This window comes from Shewanella sp. GutCb (genome assembly GCF_002836135.1).
Taxonomy (GTDB): Bacteria; Pseudomonadota; Gammaproteobacteria; order Enterobacterales; family Shewanellaceae; genus Shewanella.
In genome coordinates this window covers 16,940-36,717 of sequence record NZ_PJBL01000030.1, presented here as the reverse complement: position 1 = coordinate 36,717, position 19,778 = coordinate 16,940, and the positions used below count along the sequence as shown (strand labels likewise).

Annotated in this window: 14 protein-coding genes; 4 read left to right on the top strand and 10 right to left on the bottom strand. The window is 44.2% G+C overall.

Annotated features, from left to right (window positions below):
* The 6 genes from CXF86_RS18565 to def all read right to left on the bottom strand — a co-directional run.
* On the bottom strand, positions 1-123 hold a 123-nt coding region (locus CXF86_RS18565), incomplete at its 3' end, for a twin-arginine translocation signal domain-containing protein (protein WP_145991669.1).
* A gap of 912 nt (positions 124-1,035) precedes the next feature.
* Positions 1,036-1,566 carry a DTW domain-containing protein gene (locus tag CXF86_RS18560; protein WP_102039729.1) on the bottom strand — a complete coding sequence of 177 codons (531 nt, stop codon included), beginning with the start codon at positions 1,564-1,566 and terminating at the stop codon, positions 1,036-1,038.
* 303 nt (positions 1,567-1,869) lie between these two features.
* Complete coding sequence (locus CXF86_RS18555; protein ID WP_102039728.1) at positions 1,870-5,043, bottom strand: error-prone DNA polymerase; 3,174 nt, start codon at positions 5,041-5,043, stop codon at positions 1,870-1,872.
* Positions 5,043-6,620: a Y-family DNA polymerase gene (locus CXF86_RS18550; RefSeq protein ID WP_102039727.1), complete on the bottom strand. Its 1,578-nt coding sequence runs from the start codon at positions 6,618-6,620 to the stop codon at positions 5,043-5,045. The genes CXF86_RS18555 and CXF86_RS18550 overlap by 1 nt, the downstream gene beginning before the upstream one ends.
* An 18-nt stretch (positions 6,621-6,638) precedes the next feature.
* Positions 6,639-8,192: a translesion DNA synthesis-associated protein ImuA gene (gene imuA / locus CXF86_RS18545; protein ID WP_102039726.1), complete on the bottom strand. Its 1,554-nt coding sequence runs from the start codon at positions 8,190-8,192 to the stop codon at positions 6,639-6,641.
* Between the two features lie 232 nt (positions 8,193-8,424).
* The gene (def, locus tag CXF86_RS18540) at positions 8,425-8,916 is read right to left on the bottom strand and encodes a peptide deformylase (RefSeq protein ID WP_102039725.1); all 492 of its coding nucleotides are present in this window, start codon (positions 8,914-8,916) and stop codon (positions 8,425-8,427) included.
* 299 nt (positions 8,917-9,215) lie between these two features.
* Here def and CXF86_RS18535 point away from each other — a divergent pair, with 299 nt between their 5' ends.
* Positions 9,216-10,928 (top strand): MFS transporter, encoded by a 1,713-nt coding sequence (locus CXF86_RS18535; protein WP_102039724.1) that lies wholly within the window; start codon positions 9,216-9,218, stop codon positions 10,926-10,928.
* A gap of 88 nt (positions 10,929-11,016) precedes the next feature.
* Here the strand turns inward: CXF86_RS18535 and CXF86_RS18530 are convergent, their stop codons facing one another.
* Complete coding sequence (locus CXF86_RS18530; protein ID WP_102039723.1) at positions 11,017-11,691, bottom strand: hypothetical protein; 675 nt, start codon at positions 11,689-11,691, stop codon at positions 11,017-11,019.
* 222 nt (positions 11,692-11,913) lie between these two features.
* Here CXF86_RS18530 and CXF86_RS18525 point away from each other — a divergent pair, with 222 nt between their 5' ends.
* On the top strand, positions 11,914-12,267 hold the full coding sequence (locus tag CXF86_RS18525) for an MGMT family protein (RefSeq protein ID WP_232775096.1): 354 nt from the start codon (positions 11,914-11,916) through the stop codon (positions 12,265-12,267).
* Between the two features lie 32 nt (positions 12,268-12,299).
* The gene (locus CXF86_RS18520) at positions 12,300-13,091 is read left to right on the top strand and encodes a DUF3108 domain-containing protein (RefSeq protein WP_102039722.1); all 792 of its coding nucleotides are present in this window, start codon (positions 12,300-12,302) and stop codon (positions 13,089-13,091) included.
* Between the two features lie 81 nt (positions 13,092-13,172).
* Here CXF86_RS18520 and CXF86_RS18515 read toward each other — a convergent pair whose 3' ends face one another.
* Positions 13,173-13,949, bottom strand: coding sequence for a class II glutamine amidotransferase (locus tag CXF86_RS18515; RefSeq protein WP_101091894.1), 777 nt, complete (start codon positions 13,947-13,949; stop codon positions 13,173-13,175).
* Positions 13,950-14,190: 241 nt separating this feature from the next.
* On the opposite strand from CXF86_RS18515, the gene fadE reads away from it, so the two are divergent.
* Positions 14,191-16,638 carry an acyl-CoA dehydrogenase FadE gene (gene fadE / locus CXF86_RS18510; RefSeq protein WP_101091893.1) on the top strand — a complete coding sequence of 816 codons (2,448 nt, stop codon included), beginning with the start codon at positions 14,191-14,193 and terminating at the stop codon, positions 16,636-16,638.
* An 83-nt stretch (positions 16,639-16,721) separates the two neighbouring features.
* On the opposite strand, the gene CXF86_RS18505 is transcribed toward fadE, so the two are convergent.
* On the bottom strand, positions 16,722-18,551 hold the full coding sequence (locus CXF86_RS18505; RefSeq protein ID WP_102039721.1) for a cation:proton antiporter: 1,830 nt from the start codon (positions 18,549-18,551) through the stop codon (positions 16,722-16,724).
* Positions 18,552-18,906: 355 nt separating this feature from the next.
* Positions 18,907-19,734, bottom strand: coding sequence for a leucine-rich repeat domain-containing protein (locus CXF86_RS18500; RefSeq protein WP_102039720.1), 828 nt, complete (start codon positions 19,732-19,734; stop codon positions 18,907-18,909).
* Positions 19,735-19,778 lie beyond the last annotated feature (44 nt).

Genomic DNA, 19,778 nt, shown 5'->3' with positions numbered 1-19,778 from the left:
ATCCCATTTAACACCATCCGCTTTCTCAGAAATGGCCATTGCTGGTGCAGCCATTGCAACACCAGCTGCAGCTCCCATTCCCTTAATGAAATTGCGGCGTCCTAGCAGATCTTTATTACTCATCTGTCATCATCCATAGTTATAATCGACAACGAGATCATAATGCTGGAATCGATTCCAAAATGAGAGTTGCAATATGGTTTACAAAATACAACACATTTGTAACCAAGAAGTTAAAGGAAGGTTCCATATTTTTGTTTTTAGGGATATTAACTGAATTTTGGACTTGGTTCCAAACTGTGACATAGCGATAAAACAAGCCGATGGGAATAATAACGGTGCTATTTATTTTTGGTGTTCACCCTCGCCTTCACCTCCTAACGACCAAAGAAAGCATGCCTATTTACCATTCTACGCACCACCACCACAAACACACTAAAACACTGATAAGTAACAGTTAAAACCCATTCGACTGAAAGTTATTGGTAGCGCGATCTATCACATATTTTGATTCACCAAATAAACAGCTAAGAGATAAAGCCTCAGCATTTATGACGAGTAAATCATGCGAAATTTCAAGCCGAAAAAGATTAAAATAGTCTGGTGTAAGTGATTTTGAGGATGTCCAAAGTACGGGTTACATGTAATAGATGTTACACGCGCTGATACATATGTAACGTGCAGAGGCTCGGACTAATCTCAATATAAGAGGAATGCAAAACTCTTCTGCAACTGAATTGGCAATAAAAGCTAGTTCGGCGATGGCGAACATCATCCATATTTAAAAGACAGTTCGGTCTATTGCTAGATAGTTCTATCTTTCAACAAAACTTGGACGTTAACGACCGGAATAACACTGGGTTAAAAGCACAATACTTAAACCATATATAGAAGAAATCATTGTAAAATAATAACTTTACTCTAGAGCTGTTGAACCGTTCTCCTTACAAAAAAGAAGCGCAACGCTCAACCCCGGCAGTTAAGCTATTTTGGAGCACGATGTGGCTTGTCACCGTTAGGCATTCCCTATGAAGATTACTTCTGCATAAGAGCAAAATTTTCAGCTAATTGGGCCGCCTGCTTAGGCATATTAGCTGCCTTAAATAACTCGATAATGCACTCTGCGGTACATAATCCGCCATCCACTTGGTTGCGCCTGAGGGTAAACAGAGAGTCCTGCTGTGAAGATATCGAATATTTCTGCGCATTTTTCAAATAATCACTTCGGCGCAGCATCTTTCGTGCTTCCTGCCACGTCGCATCGAGAATGACTAAGGTTGATGGCATTGCCGGTTCACTTTTCTGTTCATCATGCAGGACACTTGCGACTTGGCTGTTTTTTTCTGACGAGCTAACTAAAGCGGCTAACTCTGAAGGACTATCAATCTCTTCTGGAAACAACAGCGCACAATCAGCTGTTTGTAATTGTTTAACCAGTACGGCATTGGGCGAGGTTCTTGCCCATATGATCCGTGTGCAAATGTCAGGGAAGCATTCAAGTGCTAATTGCCCAGTGTTACTTGGACGTGTCACTTCACGCTCATGAGTTAGTAGAATGATTTGCAATGTCTGTACCCAAAAAAAGACCCAGCCAGATTATATCCCAAATGACCTCGGAAAGCAGAATCCAGAATGTGGAGAAATGGTAGAATTCAAGATCGTTAATTGCAGCTTCATTAACGACATACCCACCGTCTGTGGTGCTCTTCTGAAATCACAGCACACGTTATGCTAGGCTTTGGTATCCTCGGTCACGGCTCCTGCATTATTGATCCTGGACACATTTTGCTAATACTCATGTCACTCATACTCAGTTCGCGAATAAAAACGCGTATTTAATAGACCCTATTATCAAATGAATAATCGTCATTAATGAAAATCTCTTGAACGTACCACTAATTCATTCAGTGCCGTAGAAATATCAATTAGCTTGCCAGCCACAACATGAGTCACTCCAGATTTTCGTTCTAAAATACCACTCACCTTCATGATTTTAGACACCAAATATGCCTGCCGTTGCGCTCTTGCTGTTGCGCTCCAAACGATTAAATTCACATTGCCGGTTTCATCCTCTAGGGTAATAAACGTCACCCCTGACGCAGTGCCAGGCCGCTGCCTTCCGACAACAAGGCCAGCGACCGTGACCACTTGCCCGCTACGGCACTCATCGAGTTGTTCTGCCGTTAGACAATGCTGTAGACAAGGTTTATCCCGTAATAAGCTCATCGGGTGCTGACCCAGTGTGACTCCGGTATAGGCATAATCGGCTTGCATGGACTCAGCAATGCTCGGACAGGGTAACATCACCTCTGCCGCCTTAAATAATATAGCACGCGCTTGCGGGTCAATGTTGTTTGCTCGCGGAGGCTCCCCTTCAAACTCCGAGGCATTGTCAAATAAAGGTAAGCTTGGCTGACATGCCGATAACTGCCAACGCACTTGATGACGGTGACCTGCGACCTTGATAAACGCATCAGCACTGGCAAGTGTTTCCAGTTCATGGCGAGCGATGCCTAATTGATAAATCTGATCAATATGAGAAAAACCTTGCTCTGGTCGCTGCTCCATCAATTTATCAATTTCGTTTCTATTAAGCCCTTTCACCAATCGAAATCCTAAACGAATCGCCTTTGAGCCATGCGCTGCTGCCACGAGTGTATGTTGCCACTGGCTTTGATTAATACACACGGGTAACACAACAACGCCGTGGCGCTGTGCATCTTGGATCAATTGCGATGGGCTATAAAACCCCATTGGTTGGCTGTTTAATAATGAACAGCAAAATGCCGCGGGATAATGATACTTAAGGTAAGCTGACACATAGGCTAATAATGCAAAGCTTGCTGAATGGGACTCTGGAAAACCATACTCGCCAAAGCCCTTTATCTGCTTGTAGATCTGTTGTGAAAACTGAGCCGTATAACCTCGGCTTTGCATACCGTTGAGTAGCTTACCCTCAAACTGCTGTAATTCACCCGATCTCTTCCAGCTTGCCATCGCCCGCCGCAGTTGATCCGCTTCCCCACCCGAAAAACCCGCAGCAACCATTGCCAGCTTAATCACTTGTTCCTGAAAAATCGGCACGCCCATTGTTCGAGACAACACAGATTCAACCTCTTTGCTTGGGTAAGTCACCTTCTCTAAACCGTCTCGACGCCTTAAATAGGGATGCACCATATCCCCTTGAATGGGCCCTGGGCGGACAATAGCGATTTGCACCACTAAGTCGTAATAGCAACGCGGCTTAAGCCGCGGCAGCATTGACGTCTGTGCTCGCGATTCCACTTGAAAAACGCCGATACTGTCGCCACGTTGTAGCATGTTATAAACAGCGGCTTGCTCCCACTCCACCTGATCCATCGTAAAATTATGCTTGGGTGTGCTGAGCAGTTGAAAACATTTCCTAATAGCGGTCAGCATACCAAGCGCCAGTACATCCACTTTTAGTAGCCCTAGGCTTTCTAAATCATCTTTATCCCACTGAATCACGGTTCTATCGGCCATCGCTGCATTTTCAACGGGCACTAACTCACTTAATGGACCTGAAGAGATAATAAAGCCACCAACATGCTGCGATAAATGCCTTGGAAACCCTAAGATGCTCTGCACTAGCGGCAATAAATGTTTGCCCATTCCCTCGGTTGGTACCAAGGATTTATCTTGTAGCTGGGTTAACCAATCCGCTTCACTGTCACGCCTATCAATGCTGTGCTGCATATGGTCTAAGTGCTGTTTATCGATGCCTAATGCTTTTCCAACGTCTGCCAGTGCGCTTTTAAAACGGTAACTTATCACTGTCGCTGCCAGCGCCGCCCGCTCTCTGCCATACTTGCGATAGATGTATTGAATGATCTCCTCACGGCGTTCATGTTCAAAATCAACGTCAATATCAGGAGGCTCATTGCGCTCTTTAGAGACAAAACGCTCAAACAGCATATTCACTTTTGTAGGGTCAACCTCAGTGATCCCTAAGCAGTAACAAACAACTGAGTTAGCCGCAGAGCCTCGCCCTTGATGCAAAATTTGTTGTAACTTGGCATATTGAACGATATCAAAGATGGTTAAGAAGAAGTATTCGTACTGCATCTCTTTAATCAAGATAAGCTCTTTTTCGTACTGCAATGTCACGCTTGTTGGAACATGGTCGTTAAAGCGGCGCATAGCTCCTTTATAGACTTCTTGCGCTAAATACTGACTCGCTGATAATCCACTCGGCACCACCTCACTTGGGTACTCATATTTAAGTTCATCAAGGCAAAAATCACACTGCGCGGCGATAAGTAATGAGTTATCAATCCACGCCTTTGGGTAGCGTTTATATATCGCACTCATCGGTTTAAGCGCCGTTTCGGCGTTGGCTAACAAACGCTCCCCCGCTTGTGAAAGTTCAGTGCTATAACGGATGCAGGTGAGTATGTCTTGCAGTTTCTGCCTTTGCTCGCAATGCATACGAACATTACCTGCCGCAACACACGCCATGTTTAACTGACTGGCAATTTGAGTCCACAACTGGATCTTTAATGCTTCGCCAGCCACTAAGCTGCGCTCCATCAGTAGATAACAACGCTGAGCAAAAACATTGCGGATAGACTGACCAATGGCGAGCATCTTAGTTTGATAAGCCTCTAGTTGCGGTGATAAATCGCCTAAATCACTGCGAATTGGATTAAGTGACGTCGGTTGCCATAATAAAATGGTGCGTTCTAAACCTTGCTTTAGTTCACTAAAGTGCAGTTGATATTCGCCTTTTGCAGCTCGGCGACGGCTGGTTGTGATTAATTGACTAATTTGCCCGTAACCACGGCGATCCATCGCAAGCAGCACAAACACACCTTCTGCTAATTGAAACTCCGCGCCCACCAGCAACTTAATCTGCTGTTTTTTGGCAGCCTCATACGCCTTCACGATGCCCGCAAATGAACACTCATCGGTAATCGCAATCGCTTTATATCCCAGTAATGCGGCTTGTTCGACCAACTCGTGAGGATGAGAAGCTCCTCGAAGAAAGGTGTAATTAGAGATAGCATGTAGTTCGGCGTACATTAGCCAAACCAGCCATGTAAGAAAAAACCACGGCTATCTTTAAATACCCAACATAATCCGCCTAGCTGATGACTCGCAATATAGTAATCACGGCATATGGCTGGCTCCTGCCACCAGTGTGTTTGCAGTCTTTCAGGTCCTTTTAACAGCTCAATCATCTCAATCGAGATCATTTCAGGTGTCGTCAACAACCAACTTGGACGGCACGCCCCCACGCTGAGGCCTGTCGTCGGATGGCCAAGATCAGAGAGTTGTTGCAATGACTTGATAACGGGTCTGTGCTCTTGGCTGGTAGCGGAAAGATCCGTTGCTTGCCAACTCTCTTCAGGTAAATGAGCAGAAGTTGCCAGCAGTCCTTTCACCTTATCGCTACCCAGTCTTGCTTGTAGCAGCGCCATCAGCCGCAAAGCTTTCTCTGAACGTTGCCCCTGAGCTGCCTGTTGTGGTCCAAACCAGTTGTCATTAGCAATCGTAATAGGTACAAACTTGTCGACAGAAATCACCATTTCAACCACAGGTTGATACAGAGTGACACGCTCTAGTTGCATACGGCATAAGCTTAATAAGTTATCACTGCGATGCTCGGCAAAGGGGTACTGAATAATAATATCAAGCTGACTGCGCTCGCTATCACGGTAGATGAGGGTCAATTTAAGCTGTTGAATCGCAAGTTGGCGTTGCTTTAAGTAGCTCGCCATCTCTTTGAGCATTCTACCTAACGGAAAAACAATCCCTTGCATCAATTCAACTTCATATAATAAAGACAGTTTTTGCAGATAAGTTTCCTCTGGCTCAAAATAGGTTAACGGATGCGGTAAAGCGCCCGAGATTTTTGCCAGAAGTTGCAGCAGCTTGGGGCCGAATCGTCGCCCTAGTTCCTTATCCGGTAAAGTGCACAAAGCCGCAAAAGAGGTCACGCCAATATCGAGAAAGCTTTGCCTTAAAAAGCGTGATATCGGTAGTGAGGCAATCGGTAATTGACTAAGTAACGCATGGCTCTTATCAGGATTAAGGGATTCACTTTGGGTCACTTCAGCCATGACTGAAGACTGCTGCGCGAGCAACTGTGCCGCTAAAGGTGTTTTGCCTATTGCAAGAGACACCTCTAAACCATAGGTTTTGGCTCGTTGAGCATATTGCTCAATAAGCTTATCAATACCATCGAAAATAAGCGCCATGGAACTGACTTCAAGCAACAGGGTGTTACAAACAAACTCATCGACATGTAACTTCGCACTCGATTGACCATCTTTGTGTGCATCATGCACCAAGGCGCAGCGCAGGGGCACGACGCGTGCACTAAACTCATAGCTCCATTGGCATAGCCAATCTGACGCTTGCTGATTAGTGGAGGCGTCGAACTCAGCTAACATCGCCGACGGCGTTAAACTTTGCGCGGTAGAAAGGCTCATCCCAACCGTCACTCCAGCTTTGTGACTCCCAGCGTCAAGTGCCAGCACGTGTAAAGACTTAGGGTCATACAATAGTACTTCAGCGCTTTGATTTAGCTCATTGCGGTAACAGAAGTATTGTAGTGCCCACTGTGGGTAATGAGCTGCTAGCCATAACATATCCATTAGCGACCATGCATTAGGTTAATGAATTTTGCTAGGTGATGTTGGCGCCCCTTGCTGCAGCGTTTTATAAGACTCTGTCCATCTATCTTGAGCAGAGTCGTTATAAGATGCAGCAAGCGATGGTTGACTGTGACGCTTTACCTCTGCTGACAATGTCGGTGTTACTAACGTTGCCTGCTCTATTGAATCGCTCACCAGTTCACTCAAAGGCGCTTTAAGATAATATGTCGGCTGCAGGCTTAATCTACGTGTTGGCTCAAGCTGCAACGATAAGTGGTTTTCTCGCTCAGCCTCAGCTGCATGATAAATAACAGAAGATGAATTAGCTTTTTTGCTCGCTCTCTCAGCGTTTACCGCTTCGATGTGTACAGCCAATATTGATCGTCTGCTACTTGTGACTTTAACCGCTGCACTCTTATTAGTAACAGATAAGGTGTTAATAACAGATAGAACCTTATCACCCGCAGTAGACGGTAATAGTGGGCTACTGATTACAGCCCTATAATCCGCCAGCCCTTTAATTGCGCTAACTTGCGCTTGGCACAGATCCTGACCTATCAAATCGATATTAAGTGAGGCGCTACCGGACAAGTCATCATTTAGCGAAGCGTTATCAATCAAACAAGCACTGACACCCAATAGACTTTCTTTTAAATGAGGAGGCAGCAGCGGTAGACTAAAGACAGGGCTAGGCCAGCCACCACGGCGCTTAATAATATTGATTTCAGTCATCCCTAAATGACTATTTGAAAATCGACTTAAACTTGGCTGCTGGCGCTCAGTCAGCTTGGGCACTAATTTCAACATTGATGCTTCGACGATAACGGCTTTTTTGTTATTACTGTCATTGGCATTTAACGCCGAAAAGCACTGTCTTTGCAGCACTAAACGTAAATTCACTGGGTGTGACAGCTGTGCATTCGTTGTCGGTAAATAGAGCATACACAAGGCTTGGCCTTTCTCTGCAGCTAGCTGCAACCTTCTCGCCTCAGTTATCGATAAACTGTCTAGCCAAGCTAATACTAGTGGTACGCTGCCACTCGCTAACGCTTGTTCAATGGACCACAAGCGTTCTTTTCGCTCTTCAGTATCTATCCAGATCAAGCGTTCCACATCCAACCCTTGTTGTAACAAAGCTTGCGGCGAAGGGATGTGAGGCGGCGCCACCAGCATCACCATGGAATCATTAATTTGTGTTGATGACACACAGTGGCTTATAAGTTGTTTCAATAAAGGCAACACGATACTGAGCTCACCTTGACCCACACCATCACATAAAATTTCGCACACACCGATTTGTGGCCAACCATTATCAGCAAGATTTTTATCTAACAATGAAAAACCCGTCGGATAGGCTACATGTTGCTGCTGCCACTGCTGCCCACGCCAAATGTCTTGCCGTTCTAACAATTGATTTAAAGAACAGGTTCCTGTTGTATTAGCGCTGGTAGCGGTCTTGCATATTCGCTCAGCATTGACGATCACCGGCTTGCGGAAACTGGCACTATCAATCGGCTCTGACGCTTCTTTATCTTTTAATACCGAATATGCCTTTGCGCTTGATTGATCCATGTTTCCACCTGTCTGTGAGATAAAAAGTACTCATCATTTGAGGACCTACCCTTTGATAACAGGCGTTATGATCCTTAAATTTAAATACTGTATATGCATACAGTATAATTATCTTTATTGAGATCGCAAGTACTCGATTCAGATCTGCAAGCCAAAAAAAACGCCCCTCAATTGAGGGGCGTTAATAAATAATACTTTTATGTATCGTAATAAATTCTAAAGCAAGGACTTATTACTTATACTTTTTCACTTTCTTGAGCGCTATTTGCTGCTTTAACATCGACAGGTGATCGGTGAACACCACACCCTTGAGATGATCCATCTCATGTTGCAGTACAACGGCAAGAAACTCATCGGTATCGATCTCGAATGCTTGACCTGTGCGATCTAATGCAGTGACTTTTACGCCTTCATGACGATTCACTTTCGCACGATAACCAGGAATAGACAAACAGCCCTCTTCCCCTTGAAAATCACCACGCGTTTCTACCATTTCAGGATTAATCAATACCATCGGCTGATCGCGTTCTTCAGACAAATCGATAACTAAAATAGCATGCAAGCTACCGACTTGAGTTGCTGCAAGCCCGATACCATCCTCGGTGTCGTACATGGTTTCAATCAAATCATCAATAAAACCCTGCACCGCATCAATATCCTTAACCGGCTCAGCTTTTCGTTTAAGCCGCTCATCAGGGATCGTTAAAATGTCTAACACTGCCATATCATTATCACACTAGTATTAACTAAAAAATTTCGCGCTATTATGACCGAATCGACAATAAAGGCAACTCTTGCGAGTCTTAACTTACCGTACTCAGCCCCTGTTTGCCCCGAAAAGAGGCCGTTCAGATGGCAACCGTTACGATACTGAGAATAAAGTCGATAATATAAGCTCGGGAATTATATTAAATTACGGCGCTTCCCTTAGCGCGAAAACGATTCAAAATCACACAATACGATCCATTTTAGTAACAGCTATGTTAACATCCTTAAAAATGTATAAAGTATACGGATAATAATATGACACAAGCTGTGCGATCCCCCTTACCCCCGACATTCTACGTCGCAAATACCATGGAGATCTTTGAACGACTCGCTTGGTATGGCTTTTTTGCCCTTTCATCGCTCTATATGACCTCGCCACAAAATCAAGGTGGATTAGGTTTTTCTGATCAAGAACGTGGCCTGCTACAAGGTATGATCCCCTTTTTCTTGTACCTTTTCCCAGTACTGACAGGCGCACTTGCCGACCGTTATGGTTACCGGAAAATGTTTCTAATTTCTTATGCCATCATGTGCCCCAGTTATTATATATTGGGTCAGGTCGATAGTTTTATGGGCTTCTTTGTTGCCTTCATGGGCGTAGCTGTAGGCGCTGCGTGCTTTAAACCTGTTGTAACAGGTACTGTCGCCCGTACCACCGATGACACTAACCGTGGCTTAGGTTTTGGCATATTTTACATGATGGTCAATATTGGTGGATTCTTAGGGCCATTCGTGGCGGGTTACGTGCGCGCCATTAGCTGGGACTGGGTGTTTATTATGTCTTCATTCTGGATCGCACTTAACTTTATCCCTGCTCTGTTATTCTACAAAGAGCCAACGGATCAAAATAGCCAAAAAGGTAAACCACTCAAAGCCGTTTTCAGCGATATTCAAGAGGTCCTCGGTAATGCTCGTTTCGCGATTCTATTTTTCGGTACGCTGATTATATTAATGTCTTTTGGCGCTAAATGGATCACCGGTGAAACGACGCTTATTATCTATGCCTGTTGGTTCAGTGCCCATCTTATTTGGGACAAGCTGGCTTCATCTCAAAAAGGCGCGCCATGGTATGGCCAAAAAATTAGCCTAGGTAACAAACCATTTGTTATCTACCTGCTTATTTTATCGGGCATGTGGATGGTGTATCAGCAAATCTTTATTACGCTACCTATCTATATCCGTGACTTTGTCGACACCACTGATTTAGTCTTGATGCTAGCTAACTACCCAGACTTACAGCAGTTCTTTGCGCCCGTCGATATCAGCTTACTGCAATCAGAAGTCACCCGCTTAGCACAAGAGTTCAGTGCTGGAACCTTAAATGCGAAGCAAGCCTATTTTGAACTGGTTCATGCCAAAGTGATGGTACCAACAACCGAAATAAGCCAAGCATTTACCGCTATTGGGCAAACTCCAGCCTTGGCAGTGCAATACGCCCAGAGCTGGGCCAGTGAACATCGCCAAGTGAACCCTGAATACCTTATCGGGCTTAACTTTTTATCGATTGTCATGATGCAACTAGTTGTTAGCCGTTTTGTTGAGCGCTTCCAAGCGCTTCCAGTACTGGTTGGCGGAACCATTATCCTCGCACTAGGCACTGCCATTGGTGGCTTAGCGCATGGCGCAATCATGGGCGGTGCAATGGTACTCACCTCGATTTTAGTATTCTCTATTGGAGAAATGGTTGCCTCACCAAAGAGTCAAGAATACGTTGCTAGTTTTGCGCCTCATGATAAAAAAGCCATGTTTATGGGCTACTACTTTGTCTCATCGGCTATTGGCTTTTTACTGGCAGGTCCATTATCTGGCTACCTTTATAGTGAAGTAGCCAAAGGTGCTGAGCGCCCAGATATGATGTGGTTTATTATTGGCGGACTCGGTCTACTGACTGCGTTGGGTTTAATTATTTTCCATAAATTTGGCGTTACACCACACGCGCAAGACACCATTGACGGCGAGCTAGCTTAAGTCATTCTGCCTCAATTAACATGTTTAAAGCCCACACTAATTTCATTAGCGTGGGCTTTTTATTGTGTACGATGTTATTGCAACAGCATTAAAACTGAGAGCGAACGGCAAATACCCATTGGGTGTCATCAGTTTCAATATTTTCAAGCTTTTCCCAATCATACTGATAACGTACCACCCATGACCACTGAGGGTTCACTTGGTAGCCCATTGCTAACCAGGCCCTCGCATCAAAACGCTCAACACCATCAATCCCTGCATTACCTCTGGCATACAGTTCGCTGTACCAATGTTCGGTAATCGGTTTTAACACTGTGATACTGGCGTTAGCCGCGGTACTGTCGGTATAAGACTTAACCGCTAAATGGTTAACGGCAAACTCAGTAAATACTTGGGTCTTTAACCAGCCTTTATGCTCATGCATCAAACCCAGTTGATACTGATAATGGCTGGCTTTTCCTTGAGGGGTATCGGTTTTACCATGATCAATCGATGCTCTAAGATGCCACTGATTAGAGGATGAATACAGATAACCCAAATGCCATTTATCACCTCCGGTATTAGTGTTGGCCGAAAATTTTTGATGGTCCGTCGCCAAGGTGCCGCCAACGTTGAGTACATTGTCAGTAAAGCCAACATACAGCGAATCACTTAGGTTGAGCGGATCCGCAATATGACGATACTGCTCAGCCACAGCAGGTAGAGAAACAGTAGATAGCAACAGTAACGAGCTAAAGAGAGGGTTGATGACCTGCGCAGACATGATATATACCGTAGAAAAGCGCTATTATTACTTTAGCGCTAAGTCTCAGCAAGAACTTTTACCTTATATTACAACGTATTAATAAAGTAGCAGCATGCTGGCAAAAGTTTAACAGGCGTAACCAACCTTCGCGTTATCAACCGCATTAATGATCTGCTGACAATCTTGTGATAGATCCCGATACACGATAGAGTTTAAGAGAAAATAAAGGGATAGTGATTCATGGAAAGCGACAACAAAGCTTCACCTATGACGCAAATATGGCATATTGTGTCTATGATCCCTGCAGGGAATGTCAGTTCTTATGGCAAAATTGCAGATTTAGCCGGGCTACCAGGCAGAGCACGTTATGTGTCTAAGGCACTTAAAGCCGCACCTGAAACACTAGCCCTACCTTGGCATAGAGTGATTAACAGCCAAGGCAAGATTTCGTTTGCCGAACATACTCAACCTTTCAGGGATCAAATGGAGCTGCTACGCAGCGAAGGCGTTATCGTCAATCGCGGTCGAGTTAAGCTGTCTGATCATGAATGGCGACCTGATATGGCAACATTAGTGCTTTCAATACCGTTTTAAAGCACATTAAACACTGTTTTAAGGAGAGGTTTTTGTCTAAAAAGTCACGTATTTTATTTGCTGCTAGCTTGCTATTGACGAGCTATCCCCTCATAGCTGACACTACGCCTTTGACTCCCCACACAGCTGAATATCAAGTCAACTATGGCAGTATCGAACTTGGTCGCGCGCGTTATATTTTATCGGCCCCTGACGGAGGCGTATTCCAATACCGTTTCGACAGTGATGTCAGTCTGCTAATGCTCTCCGATCAACGCCATGTTCGCAGTGAATTCACACTCCAAGACAACCAGCTAGTGCCAATGCGCTACTCTGTCGAGAGAACTGGAACCGGGCCTGATTTTAGAGAGCAAATCGCTTTTGCTAAGGGGCAAAATGTGGTTCATAGCCGTTATAAAGATGAACGAGCAAAGTTCCCTTACGACGCCGAGCTGTTTGATGCTCTCATGGTGCAGTTACAATTTAGGCTCGATATGGCCGCCAATAAAGAAGAGCTACATTACACCATGGTGAAAGAGGGAGAAATTGATGACTACGCCTTTAAAATTGTCGGCAAAGAGCGCGTCAACATTGACAGCGGCAGCTACCAAACCTTAAAGTTTGAAGTTAAGCGTGACAGTACCAAACGACAAACATTTTTCTGGATGTCACCAGAATTAAGCTATCTCCCCATTCGCTTAACGCATTTTGAGAAAGGCAGTAAACAACTCGATATAAAACTGCTCAGTTATAAATTTGAGCAAGAGGCAACCGTTGTTACGCCAACTATAGCCGAAACCGTTAAGCCAGAGACCACTGCATCAGGCAATACAATCGAGCAATAACTAACATCAACGTCCAAACCAAACATTAAAAAAGCGCGGATAGCCATTAGCTAACCACGCTTTTTATTATTTCAACAACCCCTAACCTATGAGTAACTCACCTTTCTTAAACAGCTTCCACTCACCTGGTGCTAATACATTCCACTGCTCATTCTTTGTCAGTGGTCGAGTCGCAATGACGGTTACAACATCATTCGGCGTAGTTTCAGTATCAAAATCAATCACCACATCGGTATCGATTAGCTTGGCTTTACCAAACGGTGCGCATCGAGTGATGTAGCACAAGTTATTACTGCAATAACTCATTAGGTGCTCACCGTCACTCAAAATCATATTAAACACCCCTAGGGCTCTTATCTCATCAGCCAAAGTGGCAATAAAACGATAAACCGCTAGCATGTCGTCAGGGGCTTTATCACCAAACTGCGCTACCACTTTGTCCATAATCCAACAAAATGCCATTTCGCTATCGGTATCTCCCACCGCATTGAACCGTGTCGGCACAAACTTAGCTTCATAACCGCTTAACTGGCCATTATGCGCATAAGTCCAATATTGCCCCCAAAGCTCACGCGTAAAAGGGTGAGTATTCTCTAGTGAGACACAACCGCGGTTAGCCTGTCTTATATGGCTCACAACCACTTCACTTTTAATTGGGTATGATTTAATTAATTTTGCAATATGAGATTCACTGCTAGGGCGCGCATCTTTAAATGTTCGACTTCCTTTACCTTCGTAAAAAGTGATCCCCCAACCATCAATATGTGGGCCAGTCACACCGCCGCGTTCTGCAAGGCCAGTGAAACTAAATACAATATCTGTCGGCACATTGGCACTCATGGCCAGCAACTCGCACATTAATCTTAACCCCGTTCAATAAGCTACAACTTTATTTGTCCATTCTAACCAGTTGCTAGCCATAGTGGAATCCTCCCCTGACACAAAAAATTTAAACATTTGTTTGAAAAGACTTGTATTAAAACTGACTAGCGTTTAAATTTTATGAGACACAGGTCTGACCACAGACTATAATTGTGACCCAGACAGTAAATAAGTGACTCGCTAAACGTGATAAGTCACAACTAAAAGGAGAATAACAGTGACTACCCTACTTTGGATCCTGGCGATGATTTTTACCATAGGCGCTTTTGCCTATCTAAGAGTCTCCCTACTCACTGCCACCTTGGGTGCCGCCATTGTTATGGCTATCGGCACAGGTACAGCAGTAATTAGCCCGCTACTATGGGTTGTTTTTCTGGTTATCGCCTTACCGCTTAATCTCAGTTCTTTCAGACAAAATGTCATCTCTCGCCCGTTACTCAAAATATATCGCGGGATTATGCCAGAGATGTCAACAACAGAGAAAGAAGCGATTGAAGCCGGAACCACATGGTGGGAAGCAGACTTATTTGCAGGAAAGCCTGATTGGAGCAAACTACATAACTACCCAAAGGCCGCTCTCAGTGCAGAGGAACAAGCATTCTTAGACGGTCCAGTTGAAGAGGTGTGCAAGATGCTCAACCAGCATCAAGTGTCGCATGAGTTAGCAGACCTCCCCGAAGAGATATGGCAATATTTGAAAGATAATGGCTTCTTCGCCATGATCATTAAGAAAAAATATGGCGGTTTAGAATATTCTGCATATGCACAGTCACGCGTATTGCAAAAACTGGCGGGTTTAAGCAGTGAGTTAGCCTCTACTGTTGGCGTACCAAACTCACTCGGCCCTGGTGAGTTACTGCAGCATTACGGCACCACCGCTCAACAAGATCATTACCTTCCACGCCTTGCAAAAGGGCTTGAAGTCCCTTGTTTTGCATTAACTAGCCCTGAAGCGGGTAGTGATGCAGGTGCTATTCCCGATTACGGCATCGTTTGTAAAGGTGAATGGGAAGGCGAAGAAGTCCTCGGCATGAATCTGACATGGAACAAGCGCTACATTACTCTCGCGCCAGTTGCGACTGTGTTAGGCCTTGCCTTTAAACTGCGCGACCCAGACCAACTCTTAGGTAAAAAAGAAGAGCTAGGCATTACTTGTGCACTTATTCCTACCGACATTGAAGGGGTAGAAACCGGTCGTCGTCATTTCCCACTTAACTGTATGTTCCAAAATGGTCCAACCCGCGGCAACGATGTGTTTGTCCCATTAAGCTTTATTATTGGTGGTCCTGAAATGGCAGGCCAAGGCTGGAAAATGCTGGTTGAATGTTTATCTGTTGGCCGTGGTATTACACTTCCGTCTAACTCAGCAGGTGGTATTAAAACCGCCGCATTAGCAACAGGGGCTTACGCTCGAATTCGTCGTCAATTTAAGCTACCGATTGGTAAGCTTGAAGGTATTGAAGAGCCAATGGCGCGCATCGGTGGTAATGCTTACCTAATGGATGCTGTGACTACGTTAACGACAACCGCTATCGATTTAGGTGAAAAACCATCAGTCGTTTCCGCCATTGTGAAGTTTCACCTCACCGACAGAATGCAACGATGTGTTATCGATGCCATGGATATCCATGGTGGTAAAGGGGTTTGCTTAGGCCCAAATAACTATCTCGGCCGTGGCTATCAAGCCGCTCCGATTGCAATTACCGTTGAAGGTGCAAACATTCTGACTCGCTCGATGATCATTTATGGTCAAGGTGCGATCCGCTGTCATCCCTATGTGTTAGCAGAGATGGAATCCGCATTTGATACGGATGTTAACAAAGGTCTGCGTGATTTTGATGCGGCTATCTTTGGTCATATTGGTTTTACCACCAGTAACTTGGTTCGTAGCTTCTGGTTAGGTCTTACCTCTAGCCGCTTCTCTAACGCACCTTACTCAGATAAAACTAAGCGCTACTATCAGCAAATGAACCGCTTCAGTGCGAACTTGGCGTTACTTTCTGACTTAGCAATGGCGACATTAGGTGGTAACCTTAAACGTAAAGAACGTATTTCAGCCCGTTTAGGAGACCTGCTCAGCCAGCTATACCTTACTTCGGCAACGCTTAAGCGTTATGAAGATGAAGGACGCCAGTTAGAGGATCTACCATTAGTACAGTGGGCAGTTGAAGATTCACTTCATAAGCTACAAACTTCACTAGATGATCTACTTGATAACTTCCCAATGGGTCTTGGTTTGCCGTTACGTGCTGTTATTTTCCCATTTGGTCGTCCATTAAAACGCCCTACTGACGTGCTTGACCATAAGGTTGCTCAGATAATGCAAACACCTTGTGCTAGCCGTGAGCGTATGGGTAAAGGACAATTTTGGACACCTAGCGAGCACAATGCTGTGGGTATTCAAGAGCAAACCTTTAAAGACATCTTGGCTTCAGAGCCTATCTACGACAAGGTCTGTAAAGCAGCTGGCAAGCGCATACCGTTTATGTGGTTAGATAAAATTGCTGCAGAAGGCAAAGCGCTTGGCGTGCTTAGTGAAGATGAGATTGCACTGCTAGAGCGCGCTGAAATTGGCCGCATGAAGTCTATCAATGTTGATGACTTTGATCCTGAAGAGCTTAAAGCACGTGTGCTTGAGTTCGCCAAACAGGTACAAGCAGCCTAATCAATATCAGGTTAACAACGTAAGTTGATACTCTAAAAGCCAGTCGCTCACCGTGACTGGCTTTTTTATTGAGATGGGTTTGCTTAAGGCTGCGTAATATTGACTATTGCAGCAGGTTTAGCATCTCTGGGAATTAAACTAATCAACTCTACACCCGAAGTTAACGCTACCGTGTCAGCCGCACTTATCACTTTGACCTTGCCCCCTTGCAGATACACCAAAGGAATCGCACTTTGACCGTACTGCGCCATAAACATCGAGTAGTCAAAGTTTGCCGTCAAGCTGGTACTTTTTATACTGGCGCCTTTAGCCATCAAACTGGCTAATTTAGCATAAGACACAGCATCACCAAATAAACACAACTGCCTTAAATAAGACTCGGATAACTGATGCCTTGCGCTATTACTACTGCTAGTACTGTCATTATTATTAAGTCCATACACCTTCTCCCTGCCAAACACATCTTGGAAATAGAAACTGACCAAAGGGTTAAGCTGTCTGTAAGGTGACAATACCAGTACACGCCCTATTCCGCTCATGTTCATATGGTTTTCAGCGTGCTCAGACGCTGGATTACCAAAATAGACTGCAAGGTTTTCCATCCGAGCTAATCGAATATTGTCCCAGTTATTGTCGGCTAACAACACGGTAACGCCGTTAGCCTTTAATGTTTTGGCTAGAGCACGTGAAAATTGAGACGCGCCAAAAATGAGTAATCCTTGCGACGATCCAGCGGTCACCCCCAGTATTTTTGCCCAGCGCCCCGCTGTCAGACTTTGGATCACCACGGTGCCGATAATGATTAAAAAGACCAAGGGAACAATCAATTCCGCACCGGCCACCCCAGCCTTCTCGAGCTTGATGGCAAACAGTGAGGAAATTGCTGCCGCAACAATACCGCGCGGCGCAACCCAGCTTAAAAACCACTTATCACCACGAGATAACGATGTCCCAACACCACAGCACCAAATGCTAAGTGGCCGAGCAATCAACATCACCACCGCTAACAGCACCAATCCTTGCCAACCTAAACTGATCAAAGCATCAGCATTTAATCTCGCGGCTAATAAAATAAATAGTGCAGAAATGAGCAGTACCGTCAGCGTTTCTTTAAATTCAAGAATATCGTCAATCTCGACACCCTTCATGTTTGCAAGCCATATACCCATAACGGTTACAGACAGTAAGCCAGCTTCTTCTTGCAGTAAATTAGAGGCGACAAATACCGCTAACATTAAGGTTAATACGGCGGTATTACGCAAATAATGTGGCAGTAAGTTATTGCGTAAGATCAAACCCACTAAATAGCCGCAAAGAGTCCCTAAACCGAAGCCGACTAACAACATCGAAGTTAAAGCATGCAACACATGGGTTGTTGGGTCCGCTGCCACCCCTATGTATTCAAATACCAATACCGCTAATATCGCCCCGATAGGATCAATCACTATGCCTTCCCAGCGTAAAATACTCGATAACTCTGTTTTAGGCCTCACACTGCGCAGCAATGGCACAATCACAGTCGGGCCAGTAACAACCACTAATGCGCCAAATAACGTCGCCATTGGCCAATCAAAACCAATTAAGTAATGCGTTGCAACACTGATACAAACCCACGTAATGGCGGTACCTAAGGTTACAAGACGAGTCACCATACCGCCGTGCTCTTTAATCTCTTTAAAATTAAGCGTCAAAGCACCCTCAAAAAGAATAATGGCAACACCTAAGGAGATAATCGGAAACAGGAGGTCACCAAAAATGGCATCTGGCTTTAAAAAACCCAACATTGGCCCTAGCAGTAGGCCACACAGCAGCAAAGGTAAAATAGCAGGTAATCTGAGCCGCCAGCCCAACCATTGACAAAATAGCGACAAAACGCCTAAGAGCGCGAGCATAGCGGTGATGTGCTCCAGCATGATATATCCTTATCCAATAATTGCCGTCATTACATTGTTAACATAGAAGTAAAAGTAACTAATGTAAAAGTGATCGCGATAAGTGATCTGCAGAATTAGGGATGTAGTCCATCAAGTATTCATTAGCTGCTCGCTAAAATACAATTGGATAGGAATTAGTTAGACCCAAAGCTCTAATGTTGGCGACTAGCATTAAAAAGTAATGTCTTAATTTTCGAAAGACGATATCAATCTAATTTTTAATGGCTGTAAGGCGTTAACGCTTTTGATAGCGAGGCCCCATTACCTCGCTATAATATTTTCTCAAAAGCCAAGCACTTTGATAGAAACATTTAATAAACTTAGGCTAGCATAATTAATATCGTAAAACATCCATCCAATCAATCGTAGCCAAGTAATCAAGTGTATCTTTATCAAGTGGGTTGTTCGTGATATTTACGTTTGTCAACTTAGGGTTATTATAAAATCGAATGCTTTCGATGTTATTATCCTTGGCATCGAGCACTATGAGCTCTTGATTATATGAAACATCTAAAGTACTTATCCCGGTGTTATAAATAGTTAACGCTGTTAAATCTTGCAGATTGGACAGGTCAATATTGGTAATGGGGTTACCCGTTAAGGTCAAATCGCGAATGCTTCGAGCATTGCTCAGATCAATGTTTTCAATTAAATTATTTTCAACGTTTAAATATCTGACATCAGTACCATCGAGTTTAAGCGCTTTAATATGATTGTTATTTAAAAAAGCATGATCAAGCTTAGGTAAGTTTGAGAGATTAATTTCCTCTACGGCATTTTCGTAGACATACATTGCAGTTAACTCTAAATTCTGTGATACATCGACAGATTTTAAGTAAGGATTCTTGCCTATATTGATATAATCCAATTTAGGATTACCGCTGAGGTCTAACTCCTTAAGTGCAGTATAACTAAGATACAACCGACTTAGATTTTCGAACTGTTCAATTCCAGCAATAGAATCTATGCCATTACGGCTGCAACTTAACTTAGTCACCTCTTCCGCACTTGTCCAACCATATTCTTCAACCCAGCTAATCAAACACTGTTTCATGGCTGGGTGTTCAAAATACAGATCGTCATACCATTCTTTGGCTGTATCATCAGATGAATTACAGCCCATCATAAAGAGGGTAATAAATAAAAATAAATATTTTTTCATAAAATTAATTCCCACAGGGGCGCTACAGATATAGCGCCTCGCTT